The sequence below is a fragment of the Litorilinea aerophila genome, assembly GCF_006569185.2.
Taxonomy (GTDB): domain Bacteria; phylum Chloroflexota; class Anaerolineae; order Caldilineales; family Caldilineaceae; genus Litorilinea; species Litorilinea aerophila.
In genome coordinates this window covers 62,172-86,837 of the sequence record NZ_VIGC02000007.1, presented here as the reverse complement: position 1 = coordinate 86,837, position 24,666 = coordinate 62,172, and the positions used below count along the sequence as shown (strand labels likewise).

Below are 24,666 nucleotides of genomic sequence, written 5' to 3'. Positions count from 1 at the left end.
GATTACCCAGGTAACAGAGACCGGCTCTCTGGAAAATCTGCGTTCATCTGGGCAAGCTGGGGTTTCCCCGGGGGAGTCCAGAATCGGCCCGGAATTGCCAGATCTGGGCTGCATGCTCCGCCTCATGGCGGGCTATTTCAAAAAATACCCCCGAGAGGGGCAGGGGGCCCATCCAGGTCTGGCCCTGGGTGTTCAAAGCCTCATCCGTGGCCTGGTCGAAGAGGCGCAAGAGCCGTCGGTGCCAGGTGATCAGGCCATCGGCGATCTGGATGGGATCCAGGCTGGATCGGGCATCCAAGAGCCGACGGTTGAGTGCATCCAGGCTTTCTCCCGGTTCTCGTTGCCACGGGGCCAGGGAGGCAGGCGCAGGCTCCGGCCACCCTTTTGCCAGGTGGTAGCCGTACTCATTCCAGGCCAGCACATGGGCCAGCACATCGCGGATGCTCCAGGAACCGCAGACCCGGGCGGACAGCAGCGTGTCCTCATGGAACCCACCGATGGCCGCCATCAGGGTTTCGTACTGCTCCTGAAAGAAATGGCGCAGCCCGGGCCGCGTCCAGCGCTGGAGGGAGCCGCAGTAGTGCAACAGCTCCTGGGTATGGCTCTGGGTGTGGTGAACCATGTGCCGGATCAGCCGCTCCAGGTTCAGGGTCTCCTCGCCTTCGGAATAGGTGCCCTGAAGCGCCTCTGGCGACAACTGTTGCACAAACTGGACCATCCGGGCTCGGGCGCCGTCGGCCTCGGCGACGATGGCCGTCCACGGGCGATGGGCATCTACCTGAGCCCGTTGATCGTTGTCCATTTGGATGGGTTCCCGGCCCCGTCGGGCCGCGGTACCGGCCAGGGCCGCCTGCATCCGCCGGGTCTGGTAATCATCCCAAAAAGCGATGTGCGCCAGGAGCGCCTTGGGGGTCCAGCCGCCCGGCAAAACTGCCTTATCCAGTTCCTGGGGCTCCAACAGGCTCAAGACCTGCCACAGCCGCTCATAGCTGGCCTGGAGCCGGGTGGCCAGGACCTGGGGCGCGCTGGGTGGGGATGGATGCATGGCGTTCACTCGTCTCTCTCCAGAATAAAGGAAGCGCCCGACGGGGGCGGGGCGCATGGCATGTCCACCCGATCCATGGGTGGCTGATGAAACAACAGGGGGATCTGGGGAAAAGGAACCATGCCGCTACGTTACTGGTTGTTTGTGGCCGTCACGCTGGGCCTGACCGCGTTCATCGGCTATGGGACCTATTCGACCGCCCGGCTCCTGCGCACCTGGCGCCCAAACCGCAATGTGCTCCTGTTGCCGGCCGAGAACCTGTTCCGCCTGCTCCTCATTCTGGTGTGCGGGGGGCTGGGTCAATTGAGCGGCCTGCCCCACACCCAGTTGGGATGGACCTTTCCCCGCGCGGGGGACCAGGTCGTTTTGGGGATCAGCCTCGGGGTGATGCTGGCTCTCTTTTTCTACGGCGCCACCCGCTGGCTGACGGCCCGAACCGGCCATCGCTACTACTCGCCCCTGCTGCTGGAAATCATCGTGCCCCGCACGGCCTGGGAGCTATTGGGGGTGCTGCTGGCCCTGATCCCGGTGGTGCTCCTGGAAGAGCTGCTCTTCCGCAGCCTGCTGGTGGGTGGCCTGTTACCCATCCTGCCCGCGCCGCTGCTGGTGGTCGGCTGGGGAATTTTGTTTGGGCTGATGCACAGCCCCCAGGGGTTGTGGGGGATGACCGGCGCCAGCCTGGCGGGCATCTTCCTGGGCGTCCTCTTCCTGGAGCAGGGAAGCCTTCTAACGCCCCTGGTCACCCACTACGTGGCCAACGCTGTCCAGATCTGGCTGGCCATGGGCGCGGAGCGCCCCGAGTCGGTCCAGTAATGGGTAGACTGCCCGTGGATGACGATCTACTTCGCCTCCATGGGCCGCACCCACGGGGCTAGGCAGCGGGCAGCTCGTCCGTCACCGGGGGCACCGGCGCCCGATCGTAGAGGCCGGCCCGGCCGTTGCGGCGAATTTCCAGCAGCTCGGAAAGCATGTTGATGGTATCCCGAATGGGACTGACCCGGCTGTCCTCGCCGTAGTGCCAGTTCACCGGGATTTCCACAATGGGGATGCCGTGATGCAGGGCGATGTAGAGGAGCTCCACGTCGAAGCCCCAGCCGGAGATGCGCTGCAGGGGGAAGATCTGGCGAGCCGCCTCCCGGCTGAAACACTTGAACCCACACTGGGTATCCTGGATGCCGGGCACGGCCAGCAGGCGCACCAACAGGTTGAAAACACGCCCCATGACATGGCGGTAGACCGGCTCTCCGTGGCGTACCGCGCCCGGGATCTCCCGGCTGGCGATGGCGATGCCGTAGTTGCGGGCCGGGAGCGCAGGCGGGAGAAATTTGGATACCTCTTCGATGGGCACCGCCAGATCCGTGTCGGAAATCAGCAGATACTCCCCACGAGCGGCCATCACGCCCGTCTTCACCGCATTGCCCTTGCCCTTCTCGCTGTGGAGAAGCTGGACCGTGAAGGGATCCTCCGGCCGCAACTCCTGGGCACAGAAGTGTCGGACCACCTGGGCCGTACCGTCGGTGGAGCCATTCTCCACCACCAACACCTCGGCCGGGTACGGCTGGGTGCGGAGGAAATGGGCAATCCGCATCAAGGCCGGCGGCAGACGCTTTTCTTCGTTGTAGGCTGGAATGATGACGCTTAGGAACGGCGTCTGCTTCAACTCACTCACGAATCGTCTTCCTGTTTATCCAGCGTCCATCCGCAACCAGACCGGCAGGGCTCAAGGCCGGTTGCCGTCGGGCCGGGCAGATGTCACCCCGGGTTGAGACTGTTGAGGATGAGGCTGTGCAGGGCCAACAGGGAACAGATCTGCACAATGAGCGTGCCTCCCCACAACATGTATGCACCCGTCCGCTGCCGACGAAAAATCATCCAGAGGCCCCAGAGCCCGTTGACCAGCCAGGTGAGCAGGCCGATGGCCGGCAACAGAAACAGGGCCGTCTTAGCCCGGATCACATCCGGCAGGCCTTCGCTATTGTAGTGAAAAGCCAGGGCATCGGGCAAATTGGGGAAATGGATCATGAGATATCCGAACAGCAGGATAGTCCCCACAAAGCCGCCCAGCAGCAGCCACACCCCCACCCCCTCCTGACTCAGCAGCCGGAGCCACCAGGCATCCTCCTGCCGGGAGATGGGCAGATCCCGCACCGGCCCCAGCCGGTAGTGTTCTTGCAGGGCGTCCAGAAAGCGGGCGGGCTCGGCCGGGGAAAGGGCAAAGATGGCTTCGTCCGTCTCCAGGAGCAGGCACTGGGAGAGGGGGACGGTGGCGAACATGTCCACCGTCAGTAAGCCCAGCCCGCGCGCCCGACGCAGGTAGGGCGCGGGCCACTCCAGGCGCCCGCCCTGCCCCAACTCCAGGATGCCCCCTTCGATCACCCGACGGATGCGGTGCAGGGGAACGATCTGGCGAACCAACCCCCACCGCACGGTGACGGCATTCCGATCCACCCAGTACTCCAGCGTCCACGCGGCCCAGGTGCGCCAGGCCAGGTGCACCAGCACCGGCAGGCTGATCAGCACCAGCAGCAGAAGCAGAAACTGCAGCCAATCCACCGAGCGCCGCGCCATCCAGATAATCAGGAGCAGATCCACCAGGAGGATCCAGCCTGTGACCAGGAGCCCTTCCCAGCGGCTCTTGCAGGGCCGAGCCTTAAAGACCATAGGCCGCCCCCTTGAGAATCAGGTAGGGGCGCTGCTGGCTGCGCCCACCGGCCAGGGCAATCCCTGGCCCTACCGAAAATTGGCGATGCACGCTGCTATCCAGGACGGCCACCATCACGTTGCACCTCTTCTGCCCGGATGTTGCCGTCCCAAACGCCCAGATCCCAGCGGGTCAACTCCGCCAGGAAAGTGTAGTCGGTCATGTCCAGGGTGATGGGCGTGATGCTGATGTAGCCATGTTTGACCGCGCCCACGTCCGTGCCGTCGTCGGCCACGTCCACCGGGCCGGAGCCGCCCAGCCAGTAGTAGGGCCGGCCCCAGGGATCTTCCCGGGCAATCAGCTCCGTCGCGGGGTAGTGGCGGCTGCCCATGCGGGTGATGTGGATTCCCCGCAGGCGGTCCCAGGGGAGGGCTGGCACGTTGACGTTCAGCAGGGTTTTGGGGGGAAGGCCATGGGCCAGGACGGCCCGGGCCACCCGTGCCGCGGCCAGGGCCGCCACCTGGAAAGGCTCCCCATCGGCCATGGCGGCCTCCTCCGGCACCGCTGTGCTCACGGCGATGCCGGGGATGCCCTTGATGGTCGCCTCCATGGCACAGGCCACGGTGCCGCTGTAGGTGATGTCGATACCCAGGTTATGGCCGTTGTTCACGCCGCTGACCACCAGGTCCGGCTGGACGCCCAACACGCCGCCGGCGGCCAGGGCCACGCAGTCCGTTGGGCTGCCGCTGCTGGCAAAGGCCGGGCTACCATCGGCCAGGGTGACCGGATTCACCCGCAAGGGCTTGTGCATGGTCTTGGCGTGGCTGGAGGCGCTCCAGTTGCGCTCTGGGGCCAGGACCACCACGTCGGCGATGGCTTCCAGGGCCTGTTTCAGGGCCAGCAGCCCGGGGCTTTGTACCCCATCGTCATTGGTTACCAGGATCGTGGGCATCCTCTGTTTCCTTCATTCTTTTTCCACGCTGTCGATGGCCCCGGGTGGAGCAAGCTCCGCCCCTACGGTTGGGGCCGGGGTGGCCGCCTGGATCACGGCGAGCGGTCCGTGCGTGGGGGCCGGTGGCGCACGTAGATGCGTACCTCGTCGCTCTCCGCCTTGTTGCCGGCCCGGTCGTAGCCGACCACCTTGATCAGGTGGCTCTCGAAGTAGACCCCTTCCGCCGTGCGGATGGCCTGGAAGCCATCCTCGAAGGGGCGCATGCGCCCCGGCTTGACGTCGGGATCGTCGCTCTCGAAGCCCAGCCAGTTCTGGGTCTCGGGCGCCTCGATCTGGGCGATGTCCCGCATGGTGATCTTCCAGCGCTCATTGTACGGCGCCACCGTCGTGGTGACAAAGGTGCTGCCGTCAATCATGAACTCTACCCGATCCACCGCCCACGTGTCGTTGATCAGGACGTTGATATTGACCTGCTCGTCGTCCTCCATCACGTAGAGCTGGTTGGGCTTGGGTTCGCTGATGACCACGCTGGGCGGCGTGTTGTCCACGGTCACCGGCGTAGTCCAGACCCGGACCCCGTCCCCCCGTTTGACGGTGAGGCGCAGGGTGTAAAGGCCCTCCTCCAGGCCGGTGGTGTCGAAGCGTTCCAGGACGTCGTTGACCACGTCGCCGTTGTGTTCGGGGCCGATGGGCGTCCACTCCTGGGGATCGGCCCCCCGGCCGAATTCCAGCTGGTACGGCCCACCCCGGGCATTGCCCCGGATCTCCACCACCCCGCCGATGTAGCCGTTGAGGGTGGGGGAGATGATGGCCGCGTCCGGGTCCACATCTTCCAGGCTGACCAGGCTCTGCTCCTGGGGCGGCTGTTCGATGCCGTTCTCCCGCACCCAGTCGGCCGCCTCTTGAGGCAGGATCTGGTAGACCCGGGTTTCCCGGCGTTCTGGCGGCGTCAGGGGGGAAGCCAACTTGCCGGTCTCGGTGTCGATTTCAAAGGCCTGCCAGATGTAGTCGGTCAGGGTGGGCTCTGTCCCGGCCACGAAGATTTCGCTCCGCTGGCTGGAGGGCGGGCAGGTGGGGCTGGGCAGAAGGCCGCTGGGCATGCAGACGGTACGGGTGGTGACATCGGGCGGCCGATCGTACCAGGTGGGCGGCAGGCCCTCGTGGTACTTGCGCATGACCGCGTTCCAGATAGGAGCCGCGCCGGAAAGGCCGGTGACATTTTCCATGGGCTCGTTGTCGGTGTTGCCCACCCACACGCCCACGGTCAGTTGGGGCGTGAAGCCCATGGTCCAGTTGTCCTTCCAGCCGTTGGTAGTGCCGGTCTTGGCCGCCACCCGGCGGTCCGGCAGGGTGAGGTCCGTGTTGGCGCCAAAGGCCGGCGCGCGTGCGTTGTCGTCCGAGAGGATGTCGTTCATGACGTAGGCCACCGCCGCGCTCACGATGCGCTGGGCCACCGGCTGCTCGTACTTCTTCAGGATGTTGCCCTCGCTGTCCCGCACCTGGAGGATGGAGACGGGGTTCAGCTCCCGATAGCCGGAGCGCCGTTCTGCCGGGGGCACCGGCTCGCCCACCATGACGCCCAGGTTGCCCAGGACGCTGTAGGCGTAGGTGTGGTCCAGCAGGGAGACCTCACCGCCGCCCAGCACCAGGCTGAGGCCGTAGAAGTTCAGGCCCCGGTTGAGGCCGTTGATGCCCATGCGATGGGCGGTGCGCAGGGCATTGGCCACCCCCACCTGGTCCATGACCCGGATGGCGGGGATGTTGTAAGAGCGGGCCAGCGCGTTGCGCAGGGAGACGGGGCCGTGATACGTGCGGTCGTAGTTTTCCGGCCGGTAGTAGGTGCCGTCGGCCATGGGGAAGGCGGTGGCCACATCCAGGATCATGGTGGCCGCGGTCATGCCCTGCTGGAGCGCGGTCAGGTAGACGTAGGGCTTGAAGCTGGAGCCGGGCTGGCGCTCGGCCAGGGCCATGTTCACCTGGCCGTCGATCTCCTCGTTGTTGTAGTCCAGGGAGCCCACCATGGCCAGGATCTCGCCGGTGTCGTTCTTGATGGCCACCACGGCGGCGTTGCTGGCGTTTTTGCCCTGGGCCATCAACTGGGCCACCTGCTCCCGGGCCACCTGCTCTGCATAGCGCTGGAGCTCCACGTCCAGGGTGGTGTAGATGGTGAGCCCCTTCTTCCAGATGAAGAAGGGATCCTCGGCGGTGTTGAACTCCTTTTTGACCTGGTCCAGCACGTACAGGGCGAAGTGGGGCGCGGTCAGGATGTCAAAGCGCTCCGCGACCGATGTACGCAGGGAGAGGGGCTGCTGGAAGGCAGCATCGGCCTCAGCCTGGGTAATGTAGCCGGCGTCCACCATGGCCTGGAGGGTGATCCCCTGGCGGCGCTTGGCTTCCTCCGGATTGTCGATGGGATTCAGGGCCGGGTACTGGGGGATGGGGGCCAGCATGGCGGCCTCGGCCAGGTTGAGCTCTGCGCTGCTCTTGCCAAAGTAGACCTGGCTGGCGGCTTCCACGCCATAGGCCAAATTGCCGTAGAAATTATAGTTCAGATACCATTCCAGGATCTTTTCCTTGGGATAGCGCCGGGTGACCTCCATGGCCAGGATGACTTCCTTCAGCTTGCGGGCGTAGCTGCGCTGGGCCCGCTCCTCCACCGGGATCACCACGTTTTTGATGAGCTGCTGGGTGATGGATGAGCCACCCTGTACCGCGCCGCCCTGGGCCATGGAGACAAAGGCCCGGAGGAGACCCCGGACGTTGATGCCCGGGTTTTCCCAAAAATTGCGGTCTTCCAGCGCGACGGCAGCCTTGGGCACCCACGGCGACATTTCCGCCAGGGGAATGTAGGTGCGGTCGCCCCGGAAGGGCCGGGGATCCACGCTCTCGTACAGCAGATGCCGGCCCGTCCGGTCGTAGATGCGGACGGTCTGGAACTCTTCCTGTTGGGATTCGATGACGCTGGCATCGGGCAGTTGGGCGGCGTAGGTGTTGTAGATGCCCACCACCGTGGCAACTCCCACGCCGGTGAACGCCCCCACCATCAGCAGGAAGGAGCCCACCACGGCCAGCATCCCCTGGCCGGCCCACAGCCAGGGGCGGGGCCGATTGGCTCGGGCCCGATACCGTTTGCGGCGCAAAATCAAAATTTGATCGTGACGATCAAGATGGCTCATAGACGAACCTCATCCAATTCCGAATCCGGGTAGGGACGCGCGGCTGTGCGTCTCACAGGCTGTACATCTCTACAGACTGTACATCTCGACAGGCTGTGCGTCTCTACACCGCTCCACCACCAAAAAATGGCTCAACCCCAGCAGGGTCAGGCGCGTCTGCTCCAGGGCGTAGGTCAGCCTGCGCAGCCAGCGACCCAGGGCGGGTCGCCGGGCCACTATGTTATCATAGCCCGGGAAGATCTGGGTGTGATGCAGGATCCGAACCGGCTGGCCGATGAAGAGCATGCGCAGCCCCCAAGGCGTATAGGCCCGTACATGGGGCGCCAGACGATTGCGCAGGAGGTCGGGCAGGTAGTTGATCAAGGGGGTGTTGCCGAAGTGGTAGCGCCCCCGCCAGTAGTGGCCATGGGTCTCGAAGGGGTAGAGACGGTTGGGCACAAAGATAAGGGCCCGGCCACCTGGACGCAGGACCCGCACCATCTCGGCGACGGCCTGGCGGTCGTCCTGCACGTGTTCCAATACCTCATGGCTCAGCACCAGGTCGAAACTGGCGTCGGCGTAGGGCAGGTGTTCACAGGCAGCCAGCTGCAGATGGGCCTGGGGAACCGCCTGTGCAGCCTGGCGCAGGTAGTTCGGCTCGATGTCCACCCCGTGAACCTCCCGGGCATAGGGCAGCAGGGCCCGGACATACATCCCCACGCCACAGCCATCCACCAGGATGCGCGCGACCTGGCCTTCCTCCAGCCGGCCCCAGCGGCGGATCATGGCCAACCGCCGCTCCTGGCCGGCCCGCCAGACGAAGCTGGGGTTGCCCCGCAGGGCAGCCAGATCATCGGCGCGCCCGGACGTCTCCGGAAAGTCCTGTATCATGTACGTCTCAACGCCTCCCCAGGCTACTTGGTTCCCACATGGATCGCCACCGTACCGAACATGAGCTCCTCGTAAAAGACGTGCCGCAGGCCGGCCTTTTCCATCAGGTGGGCCAGCACAGAAGGCTCTGGGAATTCCAGGGTGCTATGGGGCAGGTAGGCGTAGGCATCCCGATCGCCGCTGACCAGGCCGCCGATCACGGGCACCACCTTGAAAAAGTAAAACTGAAACAACGGCCCCAGGATGGTATGGGAAGGCGGCGTGGTCTCCAGGCAGACCACCCGGCCGCCCGGCCGGGTAACCCGCGCCTGCTCCCGCAGCGCCCCCACCCGGTCCACCACGTTGCGCAGCAGGAAACCGCTGACCACTGCGTCGAAGGTGTTGTCGGGGAAGGGCAGGGCCAGGGTGTCGGCCTGCACAAAGGGCAGGGAGCGGCCGTGCGCCTTGGCCTGGCCCACGGCCATCATCTCATAGGTGAAATCGGTGCCCACGGCCTGGATGCCCGGCATGCGCGCCAGGGCCGTGTAGGCAATGTCGCCGGTTCCGGTTCCCACATCCAACAGGCGGCCCCGGGGGGGCAGATCGCAGAGCTCCACCAACTTCCGGCGCCAGCGCTGATCCTGGCCGGCCGACATGAGCCGGTTCATCAGGTCATAGCTGTGGGCGATGCGGGCGAACATCCGGTTGACGTAGCGCGGCTTCTCGGCCGGCGGCGGCAAAATCGGCTCAACGGATGGCTTCTTCATGTGCTCCTCAAACAACTTGGTGATCGCATCATCACGCCGACAGACAGCGCCCCAGGGCCTGGCGCACAGCCGCCGGATCATCGGCCAGCAGGGCGTCCACCCCCAGGCGCAGGTAGTGGCCCAGCCTGGGCAGAGGGGCAGGATCCAGGGGCGCAACCAGGGCCCCCCGGCGATGGGCCTGCGCCACGTACCAGGGATTGACATAAAGCAGTGGCCAGTAGGGACCATAGAGCTCGGCCCCTCCCCGAGGGCGCCAGTCGGTCAGGGTGATGTGGCCGGCTGGGATGGACGGGCAGACGGCCTTGACGCTACGGACCAGCTCTGGCCGAAAGGAGACCAGGGCCACCCGATCCAGGGCGCGGTAGGCAGCCAGGATCTCCACCAGCTTCCGGGCAAAGGTCCGGGCCAGGAAGAGGGGCGCCTTGAGCTCCAGCAGCAGGGGCGTCTGGGCCTGGGTCATGGCCAGCAATTCCAGCAGCGTGGGGATGGTCTGATCGCCGGGGCGACCATCCCGTTCCCGCAGGCGCAGGCGCTTGAGCTCGGCCAGGGTATGCATGCTCACCTGGCCGCGGCCGTCGGTGGTGCGCTCCAGGGTGGCGTCATGGATCAGCACAATGGCGCCGTCCCGGGTGACGCGCAGGTCGGTCTCCAGCACGTCCGCCCCTTCGGCCAGAGCCCGGGCAAAGCCCCGCAGAGAGTTTTCTGGGTCCCGGTGGGGCACCCCTCGATGGGCAATGATCAGGGGGCGACCCAACGCTTGCCGCACCTGATGAAAATTCTGCCAGTTCATGATGTCCCTAACGCAAACTCCATCCTCCGCTCCTGGGGGCGCACCCACCCGAGGAACGGGAGGAGACTTCCTCCAATCTAGCACAAGATCCAGGATCTGCAGGAATTGGGGACAAGCCGTGGCGGCATCCAGGCTGGAGAGACGGGCGTTCTTATGTGTCTCCCCGGTGGTCTTCCGGATCCAGGAAGCTGCGCAGGTATCCGGGTATTTCGTCCGCCACCGTGAAGTAGATGTGGAACGTGGTGCCCACCCCGACCTCGCTGTGGACCTGGATGCCGGCCTGGTGCCCCTGGACGATGCCCAGGACCACGGCCAGGCCCAGCCCACGGCCGGTGAACTTGGTGGTGAAAAAGGGGTCGAAGATGCGGGTCAGGGTTTCGGCGTCCATGCCACAGCCGTCGTCCTCCACGGTGAGCCGCACATACTGGCCCGGGGCCAGATTTTCCCCCGCGTAGAGTGGATGGGGCAATTCGCCGGCCTGGAGGGCCACCGTGCGGGTCCGCACGGCCACCCGGCCGTGCTCCTGGCCGATGGCCTCGCCGGCGTTCAGGATCAGGTTCATGAGGAGCTGTTGAATCTGGGTGGCATCGGCGTGGATGGGCGGCAGATCGGGGGCCAGGTCCATCTCCAGCTTTGCCTGGGGGGGCAGGGCGGCCTGAAAGGTACTGCTGTGCTGGCGGATCAACCCGTTCAGGTCCAACACGCTGAGGGAGAAGGAGCCACGACCGGAGTAGGCCAGCATCTGCTGGGTCAGCCGGGCGGCCTGTTCGGCGGCGCGGTTGGCTTTCTCCACATGGGCGCGGGCCGGCTCCTCCTGGGAGAGCTTCATCAGGGCCAGGCTGTTCTGGCCCAGGACGGCCGCCAGCAGGTTGTTGAAGTCGTGGGCGATGCCACTGGCCATGATGCCCAGGCTCTCCATCTTGTGGGCCTGGCGGAGGAGCTCTTCGCTCCGCTTGCGCTCGCTGATGTCCCGCATGGCCGCCACCACCGTCTGGGCCGTTCCTTGCTCCCCCTGCACGGGGATGAAAATCGACTCCACCCAGTACGCCCGGTCCCGAAAGTCGTACTGGAGCTCGCCGGCGATGGCCGTCTCCTGGGCCAGGGCCTGGGCCATCTGGCGCTCAAACACCTCGCAGGCCGCGGCCGGGAACCCCAGGTCCCGCCAGCTCTTGCCCAACACCTCCTCGGCCTGGCGTCGCAAAAAACGCAGCACAGGTGGGTTGACGTACAGGAAGTGACCGGACCGATCCAGCACGTAGTAGTGGTCGGGCGTGGAGGCGAAGACCGTATCCAACATGCGGGTCTGCTGCTCCAACTCGCTGGCCACCTTGCGCAGCTGAGATTCTGCCTGCTTTCGCTCTGCGATTTCCTGCTGGGCCTGGCGATAAAGGCGGGCGTTGCGGATGGCCACTGCGGCCAGTTGGGCCAGGCTCAGGCCCAGCCCCAGATCCTCCCGACTAAAATCCCGCCGGGGGCGGCTGTCTCCGATAATGGCCAGGGCGATGAGGGTTCCATCCAAACGGATGGGCAGGACCATGGCCACGGCCAGATCGTGGTGCTGAAGATAGGCTCGTTGCAGGTCGGTGAGCCCGGACTGCTCCCTGGCCAGGGTGAGGACTTCCTGGGTTTCCAGCAGCCCGGCGGCCTCGGCCAGCAGCGGCTCCAGGGTGGCAGCGTCGGCCGGCACGGTCCGCTCTGCTGGCGTGGCCCGGTCGCTGAAATAGTCGGCCGGTGGGGCGTCGCCGGTGGGACCGGGCTGCAGGGGATAGAGGCGCACGCTGGAGGCATCCATGGCGAAGCCCATCTGCTCCGCAATCAGCCGGAGTACCTCCTCCAGCTCCAGGGTGGTGGAGACGATGGTGCTGGCCCGGCGCAGGATGGTCTGCTCCTTGAGGCGAGAGCGGGTGTCGGCCACGGCCCGGCGCAGATGGGCCTCATGCCCCTCGATCTGTCGCACATGGTACAGCTCCATGTGGCGGTAGTAGCGGGCGGCCACCAGCACAAAGGGGACGGAGAGCGCCAGAAAGAGCAACGGTCCTGTCAGAACCTGAGCCCGGAGGGCGCCCGGCAGCAGCCAGGCCAGGGCCAGCACACCGGCCATGTTGGCGCTGGCCACGGCGATGGCCACCAGGCTACGGTAGAAGATGCTGCTGAAGACCACCGGCAGAACCAGGAAGTAGAGGGCAGCCACCTGATAGGGCTGGCTGAGGGGCCAGGCGACCAGGAAGGGCACCGCCGAAGCCAGGGCAATCGCCGCACCCGCCGCCAAATTCTGATGGCGGGTACTGCTGAAGAGATAGAGGAAGAGGTTGATCACAAGGGCCCCCAACATCAGCCGGACCTGGGTCGCGTGCCACGGCGGCGGCGGAGCGACCATCGCCTGGATCAGGAGGAACAACAGCCCGAACACGATCATGCCCAGGGAAAGTTCTGTGAAAAAGCGGGCCTGGTGTCGCTGCCCAACCCCCTGGATCCATTGAAACGGCGATGTGAACCAGCGCCAGAAGTCGGTGAAAGAAGTTCTACCCATGGGTCCGGCAATGGCCTTCAACAGCGGAGGTACCTCTGGCTCCTGCACATCAGGCCAGGCGTACCTCCGCACCAGTTCGGGCACTTTCCAGCAGTGCCTCCATCATTTCCTGGACCACAAGCCCGTGGCGCAGGGGAGCGGCACAGGGCGTCCCATCCAGGATGCAACGGATAAAGTGATCGGCAATGACCTCCCAGACGGCTTCCCGGGGCTTGCCAGAGAGGGTGACGGCGATATCCTGGTCGACGCCGTTGACCGTGCGATAGAGGGTCAGGGGACGCAGCCGGGCGCCGGCCTCGGTGCCGAAAAGCTCGATCTGGAGGTCCCCAGGCTGGTGGGAGGCCCAGAAGCTCTCCACCTGCAGGCCGATGTCGTTCTCGAAGCGGATGAACCCGCCGGCGTAGTCGTCGGCCGCGTATTGGCGGGCCAGCTCCTCGGGCGGCTGGATGAAGCGGCCGAAGTAGCCCTGCCCTCGGGGGCCAAAGCGGGCGCCCGCCACGCCACTCACCGAGATGGGCCGGGGCATGCCCAGCAGCCACCAGACAGAATCCAGCACGTGCACGCCCATGTCGCGGAAGGCGCCCCCGCCGGCCTGGATGAAGCCCAGGCTCCAGGCCGGGATGCCCCGCCGGCGTACGCTGCGGGCCCGGGCATAGTAGACTTCCCCCAACATCCCCTGGCGCTGCAGATCGCCCAGGTATTGGACCTCCTCGGAGAAGCGGGTGGAGAGGGACATCATGTTGACCAGGCCCGAGGCTTCCGCCGCCTCCACCAGCTCCCTGGCGGCCTCCACCGAGTCGGCCAGGGGTTTGGTGACCAGGACATGCTTGCCGTGGCGAATGGCGGCCAGGGCAACCGGCACGTGGTACTGGTTCGGCGTGCCCACGAAGACGGCATCGATTTCCGGGTCGCGGCACATGGCCTCATAGTCGGTGTAGAATTTCACCGGCTCAGGCAGCTCTTGAGCGAACTCCTGCATGCGCTCTTCCAACAAATCGCAGAGGGCGACCACCCGACCTCGAGGGTTGCGGGCAATGCCCAGGGCGTTGGGGCGGCCGATGCCCATACCCACGATACCGACTCTCACCACGTCCATAAGCCTTTGACTCCTTGACTGGGATGGTGCTGGCTTGAATGGGAAAGATTATCGCCTGTACCGCAACAATCGATCAAAACGGTCGACAAAATGGCAAGGAGAAACAGAAGCGACGCCGTGCCGGCAGAGGCAGAATAGCGCTGGAGGCAATACCTGGACCAAATGGTGCACAAACAAGAGTGCACAAACAAAATGGTGCACAAAACGACCATTTTTTCAGGCGTTGACAACCATACGAGCGCCTGATACAGTAGTAAACCCCAGCAGGAATTCGCCGAGGGTTTCCGCCAGAGGGAAGGCCGTCGAATTTCTGCCGCGGTATCTACGCCAGGCCATAGTAGTTTATTACAAGATCGAGGGACACCCAAACCCTGTGCCCATCTTTAAACTTTTTTGGGCAGGAAATCGGGTATCTGACCAGTGGGGGCGGAGGGCTCTGGGGCCGGTTGATCGGCGATTTTTCAGAGCGAGTCAGAGTGAGAGGGAGCGATGGCACACCATTCAGCAGACGAAGCCGCCCTGCGGGCTGAGGTGGCGACCCTCCGGCAGCGGGTGGCAGAGCTGGAAGCGGTCCAGCAGCAGCTTGAGCTGGCCCAGGAGGCACTGGCCCGGGAGAGGCACCAACTGCGCACCCTGATCGATCATCTGCCGGATTATATCTTTATTAAAGACCGGGAAAGCCGTTTTGTGGTCAATAACCGGGCCCATCTCCAGGTGTTGGGCGGCCGAAGCCAGGAAGAGGTGGCCGGCAAGACCGACTTTGACATCTTTCCCCGGGAATTGGCCGAGCGCTACTATGCCGACGAGCAGGCGATCATCCAGAGCGGCCAGCCCCTCATCAATCGGGAGGAACAGACCATCACCCCCTCGGGAGAGCAGCAGTGGCTTCTCACCACCAAGGTTCCCCTGCGCAACGAACGGGGCGAGATCATCGGCCTGGTGGGGATCAGCCGGGACATCACCGAGCGGAAGAAGGCCGAGGAGGCGCTGGCCCGTTCCAATGCGGAGCTGGAGCAATTTGCCTATATGGTCTCCTATGAGATGCAGAAGCCGCTGCGGGCCATCGTGGATGAGCTGCGCCATCTGGAAGCGCGGCTGGACCCACAGCATGATCTCCTGATCGAGGAAGTGTTGGCGCGGGTCACCGAGGCAGCCCAGACAGCGCACCAGCTCAGCAATGACCTGATGATCTACACCCGAGAGGGAACCTGGGGGATGCTGTTCCAGCCTGTTGAGGGCGAGGAACTGCTCCGGCATGTTTTGGATCAACTGCAGGAGCCCATCGCCGAAAGTGGAGCGGTAATCACCCACGCCCCCCTGCCCACCATCACGGGCGACATCTCCCAACTCCTGGTCCTCTTTGAAAATCTGATCGCCAATGCCATCCAGTACCGGGGTGAAGATGCCCCGCGCATCCACATTGGGGTTCAGCGACAGGGGGACGAGTGGCTCTTCTCAGTGACCGACAACGGCATCGGTGTAGCAGCCGAACACCTGGATCGTATCTTTGCCATCTTTCAACGGCTCCATGACCGGGAGACCTATCCGGGCACCGGGGTCGGCCTGGCCATCTGCCGGAAGGTGGTGGAACGCCACGGCGGGCGCATCTGGGCCACCTCCACGCCGGGCCGGGGGTCGACATTTTATTTTACCCTGCCTGTGCAGCCGCCGGGGTAGGTCGCGCACACGGCAAGATCAAGAAGATCAAAGATGCTCAGCCCGCAATCCCAATGGGCATCTGAACTTCGCATGCCTGACGTGTTCGTGATGATTCCCGGGCCCACAGGCAGGTCAGAGCGCTGACGATGCCGGCTTGCATAGGACTTCGAGAAGGTTGCCCATCACGCATGGCCATAAGAAAATCGTAGCAGAGTTCCCGATCCCCACCAAAATGGGGCATGTTGCCCGTGAATTCAATGGTATCTACCGTCGGTGACGTATGGCTGAACACCTGAATCCGATTTTGATACCAGTCAAACTCGATGGTGCCCTTGTAGCCGTATAGACGGGCACCCCGGCGGGCTGCCTTATAACGGGCAAAGAAATTCTGGGTATAGCTCACCTGCACCCCATTGGCATATTCCAAAAGACAACTCCCCATATCCTCCAATTCAAACCCTTTGGAAAAAACACAGTAATTACGCTGGCCGAAATATTCAACCTCGCCCTGCTCAAAGCCGAACCGGAACCGGGTAAAAGGACTCTCGGGGCAGGTTTCGCGCAGATGGCAGTCTTGACATTGGAGATCAAAGGGCATATCACCACCATAGACACGGCGGGCGTTCATGGCGCTGATCCAATGGGGTTTCTGGTTTAACAAATAGTTAATATAATCTAAATCGTGGGTAGCTTTCTGGAGCCAGAGCCCCCCATTCAGCGCAAAATTCCGATGCCAACTGCGAAAATAGCCACTGCCATAGGGTACATCATTGAAGGCAACTACATGTTCGATTGTTCCGACCTGACCGGAGTCAACGATCTCCTTAACTCGCTGTAACAAGGGACTCAGGCGTAATGGGAAAGAGACGACCGTCGGGGCTGGATACGCGCTGTAACATTCTGCCAGCTGTCTCAATTGTTCGAATGTAATTGCCACTGGCTTCTCGATAAACAGGGGAAGCTGGAGGGGGGCTATTTTACAGGCCATCTCTGTATGAAGATGGCAACGAGTGCCGATCATGACTCCATCCAGGTTGCTTTCGTGCGCCAAAAGCTGTTCGACGTCTGGATAAAAACGAGTCTCAGAGAGGAAAGCATCCTCTTGCGCCTGGATCTCCCGCCAACGCGGATCGGCTATCGCAGCGATACGATAAGGAATGCCATAGATCCCCAACATCTTCGCCATATGAGCAATGCGCCGGCCATAGCCGATGATGCCGACCTGCAACATAACGTTCTCCTATTCATGTGGTCTAAAACAGTTGGGCCAGGTTATATGCTTGTGGGGAAGACAACAACCGATAGCGACGATTGAACAACATAGGGAGCGTCCCGCCGTCAACCCTTCAGTCCAGAAAGGCTGATGCCGCCGATGATGTATTCCTGGGCAATAATGAAAAGGATGATGATGGGGAAAGAGACTATCGTGGAACCTGCAAATACAGAGGGCCAATCGATTGCATTCACATCCCGGAAGAGGGCGATACCCACTGTAACCGGATATTTTTTCCAATCGGATAATACAATCAACGGCCAGACAAAGGAACTCCATTCACTGAGAAAGATGAAAACCCCCAACGTCACCATAGCCGGCTTCGCCAACGGCACCATGATGCGCCAATAGGTGCTAAAAAAACCAGACCCGTCAATCCAGGCGGCATCTTCTAGTTCACGTGGGATATTTAAGAAAAATTGACGCAACAAGAAGATACCAAAAGCAGAAGCAAATCCTGGTATGACCACCCCCCAGAAAGTGTTGGTTAGCCCTAAAGCGTGAGCGATCAAAAAGGTTGGAATCAACGTTACCGATCCTGGCAACATCAGGGTCGCCAATACAGCGAGGAAAAGCGCCTCCCGACCTGGAAAGTCAACCCGTGCGAAGGCGTAGGCAGCTAAGGAGTTAATAAAGAGCTGAACCAACAGCACTGTACCGGCATACAACAAACTGTTGACCATATACACATTCATACGGCCAATATTCAATGCATCCTGATAAGTGCTCAACGTGGGTGGCATGGGAATCAGGGAGTATGGATTGGTGAAAAAATCCGTACGACTCTTAAATGAATTGGCCAGCATCCATAAATAGGGGAAGATCATGCTGAACGCCAATATTACCAAGAGCAGATAAATCAGCAATAAGAAGCTCCTCCGGGCGATCCAGGCGCCAGCTCGGCTTTTTGAGCTGGATGAAAGTTCAGAAGTCATTGCTCGTTCCATGGTAGCCAGCTTCGTATTGGAGTGAATCAGTTCAAGCGGGTGGTACTCGATACCACGTATCGCCCCTACTGTGGGCGAGACGATTTTCCCAAGGGCCAGGGATGCGTATTCCAGTGTTAGTACAGTTCGCGTGAGATAAAAAGTTTCAGCTGCAGCGCAGAGAAGAAGAAGATCACACCAAAAAGCAGCCAGGAAATGGCGGCAGCATAACCCATTTCAAAGTCGGCGAAGGCATAGCGATAGACCACCATCTGCACAGTTTGCGTCGCGTTCATCGGCCCACCCCGAGTCATGATATAGACCTGGGTAAAGACCTGGAATGCAGCAATGGTCAGGGTTACCACGACAAAGATCATAGAATTGCGCAGCAGAGGAATAGTAATATGCCAGAAAGTATGCCAGGAGGTGGCGCCGTCCACCTTGGCTGCTTCATAGTAGACCTGAGGGATCTCGGCCAGGCCGGCCAAGAAAATGATCATATAATAGCCAACTGCCCCCCAGACTGTCATGATGATGATCGCGGGCAAGGCCGTCAGCGGATCAAACAGCCAGTTGGGGCCCTTGATTCCCACCATCTTGAGGAGCTGATTGACCCCACCATTGGGCTCGTAGAGCCATACCCATAGCATGGATGTGACGACCACCGGGGTAATGGTGGGAATAAAGAAAATTGTTCGAAAGATAGCCCTGCCCTGACGGACCTGATTTCCTAAAACCGCCAATATTAGCGAAATACCTGTGATGGCCGGCACGATCACGACGACGTAAACCAACGTGTTGCGAAACCCAATGCGCACCAGGCTGTCGCCGACCGCCCGGACATAGTTCTCCAATCCAACAAAAGGGCGATTCTCGGTTATGATGTCATATTCAAAAAAAGAAATATATAGAGAGAAGGCAATGGAAATGTACGAGAAAATCGAAATGAGTAACACGGCGGGGCTAACGAATAGATAACCGGGCCAAGTTTTGCGCAACCGCTTCCAGAAGATCCGCCGCCGTCGAGCTTTCTGTTCTGGTGTAGCCTTTACTTCTCGTGTCAGGGTAGCCACGCGCCATACTCCTACGCTACATCTTGATCTTGGCATGCGGCACGCCCGTATCTCCTACTTCAGATGGAAGAGCGTGCCACACGCCTTTTTCATCACCTGAAATCGTCGACTTCCACGATGTTCACCTCGCTGATCCCCCACCCTGCCCAGCTTTTCCGTGCAATATTTCGTACAATTACAATATGGCGAGCCCAGCCTGCAGGATGCGGGGAGAGGGAAACTCGCTTATGCATATCCAGCCTTGGCCAAAATCTCATTCCCCTTATCCACCAGCTCCTGTACAGCTTCTTCCGGTTCTCGCTGGCGCAGAATCACAGCCTCTAACACAGGCTGAATCTCGGCGTCCAATGCACTCTGCTGAATATATACAAGAGGCGTACCGACAGCTGACGCCTTAGGCACCATGGCTAAAATGGGCAATTCCTCCAACTTGGCTTTGTACTCTGCTGTCTCGTAGAAATCTTTACGAGGTGCCATCCAGTCACCAATGGCCAGGCGCTCCAACATCCAATCAAGCCCACACCAGAACTCCAAGAATCCCCAACCTGCCTCCTGACTCTTGGCTTTGGCGGGGATGACCAGCATGTTATTCCACACCGCAGTTCCAGCATGCCCGCCGTCTACCGGAGCGGCAGGCCATAACATGGTGGACCAATTCAATTCAGGGACATCCGCACGTAGCCGGCCATAATTCCAGGGACCTGACTGGGCCATGGCCGTCGTGCCCTGCATAAATTGATTCCAATCCTGTCGTTCCGGAGCGATGGGCTGGGAAACCCTGGATTCATAAAGCATGTCCAGGAACCAGTGAAGCCCATTCACCGCTGCATTCTTCTCATTGAAACCAACGCCGTTCTCAATTCCATCGGCGTTTTTGCTGTAAAAGTCGACACCATGGCAGCTGGCCCAGACACTCAACGTCTGCGCCGTGGGAGTTGCCACTAAGAAACCAGACTGGACTACTTCATCACCATCCATCTTGGTGAGTTCCTTAGCCGCATCTGTGAAATCGTTCCAGTCCCAGGTGGCGATCTCGTCGGCATCGGTGGTTACACCCGCTTCTTCGAAGAGATCCAGGTTGAAGAAAATCTGATTACTGTCGGGGCCTTCACCGGGGACGCCATACTGAGCCGGTCCCTTGGTCGCCTGCAACAATGAACCGGGGATAAATTGTTCAGGTGCCAGATCTGGCGTTACTTCAATAAACGGCATCAAATCAAGGATTGCACCTCTGTCAAAAAAGTCCCGTGCCCAATAGACGGAACAATGCATCACGTCGGGCACATCCCCGGCTGCGTGAGCGGCTAAAAATTTACGGAAATATTCCCCAAAGGGCACATTCTGGTAGTCGAGCTCTAGATCTGCACGATGTTCCTGGAGAGCATTGGGCAGCCTTTCAAAAAGCGCCTGATTGGCTGCACTCCCGGTCGGTCCCCACCAATCCCAGTAGATGACCGTCTGAGTGGCATTGGCCGGTGCAGAAACTTCTCCGCTGCCAGCAGATGGTGCCTGTGCTGGTGCACAGGCTGCGGCCAGGATGGCCCCCGTGCTGGCCGCTGAGATCGCGAGAAATCGCCGCCGGCTGAGCTTCCTGTCAAGCATCTTCATGATCTTTTCCTCCTAAAAATGATCGAATGATGGGCATCTTGCCGGCTTTCGCGCGGACGATCGCCCGTCAACAACCAGACACTTGCCTTACCAATACGCGCTTCAGCTCGAACCGAATCCTCCGTTTTCCACGCCATTGAGGCCGTAGAGAACGGTTCGTAGAGTCAAATCTCAACGGGCGAATTCGATTTGTTCAGAGGTTTCACATCCCATGAGAACCATGGACAGGGGGGATGCGGCCTTCTACAAAACCGTACGCAAGACTTGAACGACGTCGGCGTTGTTATCCGACTCGCCGTCTGACAGATCAATCAGGTTGAGTGTGTTCAACACGCATACCCGATTTGTCAAAAAGGGGAGAAGCAGAGCCGGTGTAATCGAGTACAGCAGCGTGGATATGACCGATGATACGCCAGACTATAACAGGAGGAGATTTGTTTGTCAAACAAAAAAAAGGATGTGTCCCAGATTTTTGGCCGATAGGTGCGGTTTCCATACCGCGCGAATGCGGTCCCGGATGGAAACGGGCCCTACAGCCTCGGGGGCACCAGGGTCCCCGGTGTCGGCCCTCCGACGGACGCAGCGTGCTGCGCCCGCTTTCCCCCAAAATTTGGAACGCACCCAAATGGCTGATTCGGCCTCCTATCCTTTCATGCCGCTCAATACCACGCCCCGGATATAGTAGCGCTGGGCAAAGAAGAAAAGCAGGATCATGGGAATCGTCATCAGGAAAGCAATGGCCATCATGTAATGCGTCTCTTCCGTGTAGTTGCCCCGAAACAGATTCATCCCCAACGCCAGGGTATAGTTGTCCGCGGACGACAGGTAGATCAGAGGACCGTAGAAATCATCCCACGTCCGTTGGAAGGTAAAGATCGCCACAGTGGTCAAAGCTGGTAACGACAGCGGTAAGAAAATGTACCACCAGATCTGCAGCCGATTGGCGCCGTCGATGCGGGCAGCGTCTTCCAACTCGATGGGAATGCCCAGGAAAAACTGGCGAATCAGGAAAATATTGATGGCGCCACCACCGAACCAGGCCGGTACCGTCAACGGCAAAAAGGTATCTAGCCAGCCGATCCGGTAGAAGAGGATATACAACGGGATCAACGTCACCTGGGGCGGCAACATCACCGATGAGAGTGTCAGGATAAACCAGAAATTCCGACCCGGGAAACGAATACGAGCGAAACCATAGGCACATAGGGACGAGGTGGTCAAGACTCCAGCCAACACCGTCACTGTGATAAAGAGTGTGTTCAAGGTCCACCGGGTAAATTTCATGTTCGGATAGTACCAGGCGTCCAGATAGTTATGCCACTGGGCCACTTTCGGCCAAAGTAGAGGCGGAAAAATGTAGACTTCTGGCTTGGTCTTGAGGGAGGTCGAAACCATCCACCATAAGGGGACCAGGGAGATCAATGCGATCACAATCAGAAGCAGGTACAAGAAGCCAGCACGCAGCTCTTTGCGTCCCACGCCCAGGCTGATTTGACCAGAGCCCACCTGGCGCGTGGATTTGAGTGACCGGGTCATTGCTTTACCTCGTAATACACAAGGGCATCTGAACCACGGAAAAGAACCAAAGTCAGGGCGAGAATGATGGTAAACATCAGCCAGGCCATGGCCGCGGCCAACCCCATCTGCAGCCACTTAAATGCCTTTTCATAGAGGTTCAGATTGTACACATAGGTGGAGAAAAGTGGGCCACCTTTGGTGAGTACGAAAGGCGGCAAAAAATACTGAAACGTAAAGATCAACCCTGTCACCAAGTTAAAAAAGATGGTGGGCGACAACATGGGAATGGTAATATTCCAGAATTCACGCCATTCACCGGCACCGTCGATCTTGGCCGCATCGTATAGTTCCTGGGAGATGCCCTGCAGACCTGCCAGAAAGATGACCATCGCCGGCCCAATACTCCACAAGTTGAGCACCGCCAGCGAGATCAGCGCCGTATTGGGTTCCGCCAGCCAGCGATAGGTCGGCAGTCCCAACGATTGCAAGGTGGCGTTCACCAGCCCAAATTCAGGATTGAGCAGCCAGCCCCAAATGAAGACCATGGCAATGCCAGGGACAATGGTGGGCATGTAGAGGGCAGTACGGAAAAAGCGAATGCCGCGCAGCCGCTGGTTGAGGAGCAAGGCCGTCGCCAAGCTGGCAACCAGGGTCAAGGGCAACGACATGGCCGCGTAGAGCAGCGTGATCCAGAGCGACTGTAACACCCGTAAATAGGGCGCGGTAAACATATCAACATAGTTGCGAAAGCCGATAAATTCCGGCGATTTGAGCAACGGATAGTCGGTCAAGCTCAGATACAAGGATGCAATCATCGGGCCGAATGTCCAGATCAAAAGGCCCAAGACCACCGGCATGATGAAGAGGTAGCCTTCGATGGTATCGCGCCAATAGAGACGATTATGTCGTCTATGTTGCCGCCATGACATCAGGAACTTTCTAGTCTCTGACTGCACCTTTCCCGCCTCCTCTATCATTTACACTTCCCCTTATCATGGGATAAGATTTGTGCGGCAAAAATTTCACCAGATATCTCCCTCCCATCTTCAGCCATGTGTGGCTCATCAGCAGGAACCTGGGTGAGGGTGCCAGACGGCCGGCGGCGGTGTGGCCTGTGTAGCCACACCGCCCCGTTATTGCACAGTGACAGGTCCCGACTCGAATAAGTAACGGGGAAAGGAGGAGCTAACTCCATACCCCTGGCGCCAGCTACTTCGCTAGAGCCCGATCCAGACAGGCCTGGATCTCAGCATCGACACCGGGGAAGACCGTCTCGGCGGTGCCTTCGCCACGGATGATGGTTTCCAGTGCCGCCATCATGGCCGCGTTGACCTGTCCTGTATAAAGGCTGCCACATTCAACCGGGTAGGTGCGGGGTAAGATGCCATACGCCTGGCCGTCGATGAAAGCCCGGTAGTTGGCCGGCGGGGGCTCCAGTTCATCGAAAAGAGAGCTATCCGCCATGGATTTGAGCAGCGGCATGGCCCGATAGGTGCGGCCCAGCTCTTCTTGACCTTCCCTGGTGATCAACGTCTTGACGAAATCCCACGCCTCTTGGGGATGCTGGGTATTGGCGCTGACCGCATAGCCGAAGGTACCCATGCCGGTGAATCGACCCTTGGGATGGCTGGGAATCACCTGAACGTCCCACTCAAAGGCGCCGGGTTCAATGCTATCGCGGAAGATCCCGGCAAAGATGGGAATGCTGAGCCAGGTGGCACATTTTTGGTTGATGAAACAATTACCGCCCAGATCGTTGCCCAACGGAATGGCGACGTTGTGCACAACCCACAGATTGGCGTAGGCTTGCAGGCCAGCCATGGCTTCGGGCGTGCTCAAGGTTGACCTGGTACCATCGGCGCTCAACACATCGCCGCCGTAGCCCCGGATCCAGGGCACCACATAGGCCCACCAATTGAAACCGCCACCGCCGTTGGAACCGCCGATCCCTATACAATAGATGTCTGGTTTCGCTTCCTGAATGATTTTACAGTCGGCGATCAGATCGTCCCACGACCAATCGGGGGTCGGCAGGGGCGCGCCGGCCTCTTCCCAGATAGTCTTGTTATAATAGACCTGCACATTGTCCAGCGAGACGGGAATCATGTAGAGACCGGGGTTGCCCTCGACCCGTCCCAGGCCCAGAATACTTTCATAGACATCGTCGATATTTACCTCGCTATCGGCATCGGCAAAGGGCTGCATATCCAGCAAAACGCCGGCATCCACAAAGGGAGCAGTATAGATATCGGCTGTGTAAAGAATGTCAGGCAGATTGCCGGCCGCGGCCATGGTGAATACCTTGTCGGCATAGTCGCTGGCCCCATACTCGACTTCCACGGTGAAATCAGGGTGAGTCTCTCGGAACTTGTTGATCATCAACTCATTGGCTTTGGTGGCATGGTCGCCGCTGGACGTGTAGAAGCGCAGCGTCAACTGACCACTAGCCTGGGCTGGAGCTGCACCCTCGCCGCCATAACTGGCCGCTGGCTGGGTCGGCGTAGCCGGCGCACAGCTGCCCAGCAGCAATAACACCAACGCTGCCAGGACGAGCCATACTGTAAAACGGGCTTGATGGATCATGGGGAGCTTCCTCCTTTAGATAGATTTGGACACAAATCCACTTCACATAACGCAAAGTAGAGCTGAGGGAACAAATCGGTCTACATCAGGCAGGGACTAGCCGCTAGCCTGTGACGTCCTGGGACGTCACAGGCGAACAAGATGCAAGAGTATATAACTACATATATGTATGATAGATAT

The 24,666-nt window shown here is 60.5% G+C and carries 19 protein-coding genes; 2 read left to right on the top strand and 17 right to left on the bottom strand.

The genetic code is table 11. The features are described from left to right. Positions 1–43: 43 nt before the first annotated feature. Positions 44–1,045, bottom strand: a complete 1,002-nt coding sequence (locus FKZ61_RS06770) for a DinB family protein (RefSeq protein WP_170199376.1) — start codon at positions 1,043–1,045, stop codon at positions 44–46. A 120-nt stretch (positions 1,046–1,165) separates the two neighbouring features. On the opposite strand from FKZ61_RS06770, the gene FKZ61_RS06765 reads away from it, so the two are divergent. Next, positions 1,166–1,858 carry a CPBP family intramembrane glutamic endopeptidase gene (locus FKZ61_RS06765; RefSeq protein WP_141609322.1) on the top strand — a complete coding sequence of 231 codons (693 nt, stop codon included), beginning with the start codon at positions 1,166–1,168 and terminating at the stop codon, positions 1,856–1,858. A 58-nt stretch (positions 1,859–1,916) separates the two neighbouring features. On the opposite strand, the gene FKZ61_RS06760 is transcribed toward FKZ61_RS06765, so the two are convergent. The 9 genes from FKZ61_RS06760 to FKZ61_RS06720 all read right to left on the bottom strand — a co-directional run bounded on the left by FKZ61_RS06760 (position 1,917) and on the right by FKZ61_RS06720 (position 13,846). Beyond that, complete coding sequence (locus FKZ61_RS06760; protein ID WP_229964169.1) at positions 1,917–2,714, bottom strand: dolichyl-phosphate beta-glucosyltransferase; 798 nt, start codon at positions 2,712–2,714, stop codon at positions 1,917–1,919. Between the two features lie 83 nt (positions 2,715–2,797). Continuing rightward, the gene (locus tag FKZ61_RS06755; RefSeq protein WP_141609321.1) at positions 2,798–3,706 is read right to left on the bottom strand and encodes a DUF1648 domain-containing protein; all 909 of its coding nucleotides are present in this window, start codon (positions 3,704–3,706) and stop codon (positions 2,798–2,800) included. 95 nt (positions 3,707–3,801) lie between these two features. Continuing rightward, complete coding sequence (gene surE / locus FKZ61_RS06750) at positions 3,802–4,638, bottom strand: 5'/3'-nucleotidase SurE (protein WP_141609320.1); 837 nt, start codon at positions 4,636–4,638, stop codon at positions 3,802–3,804. Between the two features lie 92 nt (positions 4,639–4,730). Next, positions 4,731–7,814: a penicillin-binding protein gene (locus FKZ61_RS06745; protein WP_141609319.1), complete on the bottom strand. Its 3,084-nt coding sequence runs from the start codon at positions 7,812–7,814 to the stop codon at positions 4,731–4,733. Between the two features lie 69 nt (positions 7,815–7,883). Then, positions 7,884–8,684 carry a class I SAM-dependent methyltransferase gene (locus FKZ61_RS06740; protein ID WP_141609318.1) on the bottom strand — a complete coding sequence of 267 codons (801 nt, stop codon included), beginning with the start codon at positions 8,682–8,684 and terminating at the stop codon, positions 7,884–7,886. A gap of 23 nt (positions 8,685–8,707) precedes the next feature. After that, positions 8,708–9,430, bottom strand: coding sequence for a class I SAM-dependent methyltransferase (locus FKZ61_RS06735; protein WP_141609317.1), 723 nt, complete (start codon positions 9,428–9,430; stop codon positions 8,708–8,710). Positions 9,431–9,461: 31 nt separating this feature from the next. Beyond that, positions 9,462–10,220: a glycerophosphodiester phosphodiesterase gene (locus FKZ61_RS06730; protein ID WP_141609316.1), complete on the bottom strand. Its 759-nt coding sequence runs from the start codon at positions 10,218–10,220 to the stop codon at positions 9,462–9,464. Between the two features lie 151 nt (positions 10,221–10,371). Next, the gene (locus FKZ61_RS06725) at positions 10,372–12,750 is read right to left on the bottom strand and encodes a GAF domain-containing sensor histidine kinase (RefSeq protein WP_141609315.1); all 2,379 of its coding nucleotides are present in this window, start codon (positions 12,748–12,750) and stop codon (positions 10,372–10,374) included. A gap of 49 nt (positions 12,751–12,799) precedes the next feature. After that, the gene (locus FKZ61_RS06720; RefSeq protein WP_141609314.1) at positions 12,800–13,846 is read right to left on the bottom strand and encodes a Gfo/Idh/MocA family protein; all 1,047 of its coding nucleotides are present in this window, start codon (positions 13,844–13,846) and stop codon (positions 12,800–12,802) included. Between the two features lie 489 nt (positions 13,847–14,335). Here FKZ61_RS06720 and FKZ61_RS06715 point away from each other — a divergent pair, with 489 nt between their 5' ends. Continuing rightward, a complete protein-coding gene (locus FKZ61_RS06715; protein ID WP_141609313.1) occupies positions 14,336–15,523 on the top strand; it encodes a sensor histidine kinase in 1,188 nt (395 codons plus the stop codon). A 37-nt stretch (positions 15,524–15,560) separates the two neighbouring features. Here the strand turns inward: FKZ61_RS06715 and FKZ61_RS06710 are convergent, their stop codons facing one another. The 7 genes from FKZ61_RS06710 to FKZ61_RS06680 all read right to left on the bottom strand — a co-directional run bounded on the left by FKZ61_RS06710 (position 15,561) and on the right by FKZ61_RS06680 (position 24,486). After that, positions 15,561–16,736: a Gfo/Idh/MocA family protein gene (locus FKZ61_RS06710; protein ID WP_141609312.1), complete on the bottom strand. Its 1,176-nt coding sequence runs from the start codon at positions 16,734–16,736 to the stop codon at positions 15,561–15,563. Between the two features lie 107 nt (positions 16,737–16,843). After that, positions 16,844–17,725 carry a carbohydrate ABC transporter permease gene (locus tag FKZ61_RS06705; RefSeq protein WP_141609311.1) on the bottom strand — a complete coding sequence of 294 codons (882 nt, stop codon included), beginning with the start codon at positions 17,723–17,725 and terminating at the stop codon, positions 16,844–16,846. A 116-nt stretch (positions 17,726–17,841) separates the two neighbouring features. After that, on the bottom strand, positions 17,842–18,777 hold the full coding sequence (locus FKZ61_RS06700; protein ID WP_170199372.1) for a carbohydrate ABC transporter permease: 936 nt from the start codon (positions 18,775–18,777) through the stop codon (positions 17,842–17,844). A gap of 225 nt (positions 18,778–19,002) precedes the next feature. Then, positions 19,003–20,385, bottom strand: a complete 1,383-nt coding sequence (locus tag FKZ61_RS06695) for an ABC transporter substrate-binding protein (RefSeq protein WP_141609309.1) — start codon at positions 20,383–20,385, stop codon at positions 19,003–19,005. Between the two features lie 642 nt (positions 20,386–21,027). After that, a complete protein-coding gene (locus tag FKZ61_RS06690) occupies positions 21,028–21,921 on the bottom strand; it encodes a carbohydrate ABC transporter permease (RefSeq protein ID WP_141609308.1) in 894 nt (297 codons plus the stop codon). Next, on the bottom strand, positions 21,918–22,880 hold the full coding sequence (locus FKZ61_RS06685; RefSeq protein ID WP_141609307.1) for a carbohydrate ABC transporter permease: 963 nt from the start codon (positions 22,878–22,880) through the stop codon (positions 21,918–21,920). The genes FKZ61_RS06690 and FKZ61_RS06685 overlap by 4 nt, the downstream gene beginning before the upstream one ends. A 232-nt stretch (positions 22,881–23,112) precedes the next feature. Beyond that, the gene (locus FKZ61_RS06680; RefSeq protein ID WP_141609306.1) at positions 23,113–24,486 is read right to left on the bottom strand and encodes an ABC transporter substrate-binding protein; all 1,374 of its coding nucleotides are present in this window, start codon (positions 24,484–24,486) and stop codon (positions 23,113–23,115) included. Positions 24,487–24,666 lie beyond the last annotated feature (180 nt).

Bases quoted from the DNA above. Each gene is read 5' to 3' on its own strand.
- FKZ61_RS06770 (WP_170199376.1), bottom strand. From the start codon at position 1,045: ATGCATCCATCCCCACCCAGCGCGCCCCAGGTCCTGGCCACCCGGCTC.
- FKZ61_RS06765 (WP_141609322.1), top strand. From the start codon at position 1,166: ATGCCGCTACGTTACTGGTTGTTTGTGGCCGTCACGCTGGGCCTGACC.
- FKZ61_RS06755 (WP_141609321.1), bottom strand. From the start codon at position 3,706: ATGGTCTTTAAGGCTCGGCCCTGCAAGAGCCGCTGGGAAGGGCTCCTG.
- surE (WP_141609320.1), bottom strand. From the start codon at position 4,638: ATGCCCACGATCCTGGTAACCAATGACGATGGGGTACAAAGCCCCGGG.
- FKZ61_RS06745 (WP_141609319.1), bottom strand. From the start codon at position 7,814: ATGAGCCATCTTGATCGTCACGATCAAATTTTGATTTTGCGCCGCAAA.
- FKZ61_RS06740 (WP_141609318.1), bottom strand. From the start codon at position 8,684: ATGATACAGGACTTTCCGGAGACGTCCGGGCGCGCCGATGATCTGGCT.
- FKZ61_RS06735 (WP_141609317.1), bottom strand. From the start codon at position 9,430: ATGAAGAAGCCATCCGTTGAGCCGATTTTGCCGCCGCCGGCCGAGAAG.
- FKZ61_RS06730 (WP_141609316.1), bottom strand. From the start codon at position 10,220: ATGAACTGGCAGAATTTTCATCAGGTGCGGCAAGCGTTGGGTCGCCCC.
- FKZ61_RS06725 (WP_141609315.1), bottom strand. From the start codon at position 12,750: ATGGGTAGAACTTCTTTCACCGACTTCTGGCGCTGGTTCACATCGCCG.
- FKZ61_RS06720 (WP_141609314.1), bottom strand. From the start codon at position 13,846: ATGGACGTGGTGAGAGTCGGTATCGTGGGTATGGGCATCGGCCGCCCC.
- FKZ61_RS06715 (WP_141609313.1), top strand. From the start codon at position 14,336: ATGGCACACCATTCAGCAGACGAAGCCGCCCTGCGGGCTGAGGTGGCG.
- FKZ61_RS06710 (WP_141609312.1), bottom strand. From the start codon at position 16,736: ATGTTGCAGGTCGGCATCATCGGCTATGGCCGGCGCATTGCTCATATG.
- FKZ61_RS06705 (WP_141609311.1), bottom strand. From the start codon at position 17,725: ATGGAACGAGCAATGACTTCTGAACTTTCATCCAGCTCAAAAAGCCGA.
- FKZ61_RS06695 (WP_141609309.1), bottom strand. From the start codon at position 20,385: ATGAAGATGCTTGACAGGAAGCTCAGCCGGCGGCGATTTCTCGCGATC.
- FKZ61_RS06690 (WP_141609308.1), bottom strand. From the start codon at position 21,921: ATGACCCGGTCACTCAAATCCACGCGCCAGGTGGGCTCTGGTCAAATC.
- FKZ61_RS06685 (WP_141609307.1), bottom strand. From the start codon at position 22,880: ATGATAGAGGAGGCGGGAAAGGTGCAGTCAGAGACTAGAAAGTTCCTG.
- FKZ61_RS06680 (WP_141609306.1), bottom strand. From the start codon at position 24,486: ATGATCCATCAAGCCCGTTTTACAGTATGGCTCGTCCTGGCAGCGTTG.